The sequence below is a fragment of the Flavobacterium sp. RSSB_23 genome (assembly GCF_051547145.1).
Taxonomy (GTDB): Bacteria; Bacteroidota; Bacteroidia; order Flavobacteriales; family Flavobacteriaceae; genus Flavobacterium.
The window spans coordinates 1-691 of sequence record NZ_JBPTTO010000048.1 but is presented as its reverse complement, the minus strand read 5'-3'; the positions used below and the strand labels follow the sequence as shown (position 1 = coordinate 691).

The window sequence follows — 691 nt, the reverse complement described above, 5'->3', positions numbered from 1 at the left end:
GGTGGCAAGCATATGAAAATCACGATGAAAAAACATTTAATATTTATATTTTTCTTGTCGCTTACAATAAAATGCTTTGGACAAGTAAATTGTAATTGCGGAGCTATAATTAACATAGATTTCAAAAATGACGTTTCAATTTTAGACAAACCAAATGGGAACATAATAAAAAAACTAAGACATAATTTTGAAGAAGAAGATTACTTGATTTTGACAATCAAAAAAGATACTGTTGGTTATTTTAAAGTAGAGATTTCTTACTCAATTAAGGAAAATAGCAACATTATTGGCTGGATTAAAAAAGACACTAATATTGGAACATTTGCTAAAAATTATTCGCAAAAAGAAAAACTAAATTTATATTCTAAACCTAACAAAAAGTCAAAAATAAATTCCAATGTGCCAAATTGGACAAATCAACTTTATGTAATTGAAAAATGCAGCGATAAATGGGTTTACGTAAAAATTAAATATAAAGGAACAATAAAAGAAGGTTGGTTAGAACCTGAAATGCAATGTGACAATCCATATACAACTTGCAACTAAAATGCCAGCCACCAACAGCTACTACAACGGATTTGGGCAATTGGCTTGATGGGAAGTTGGTTTTGTACTTGGCAGTTTAGTGACAACCGAAAAATAAATCTTAATTTCGAACCCAAACCCGCTGTAGTACCAGAACGTTGGGAGC

1 protein-coding gene is annotated in these 691 nt (G+C 30.5%); it reads left to right on the top strand.

All coding sequences use genetic code 11. The features are described 5' to 3' along the window. On the top strand, positions 1-546 hold a 546-nt coding region (locus ACSVH9_RS16305; RefSeq protein ID WP_438064629.1), incomplete at its 5' end, for a hypothetical protein. Positions 547-691 lie beyond the last annotated feature (145 nt).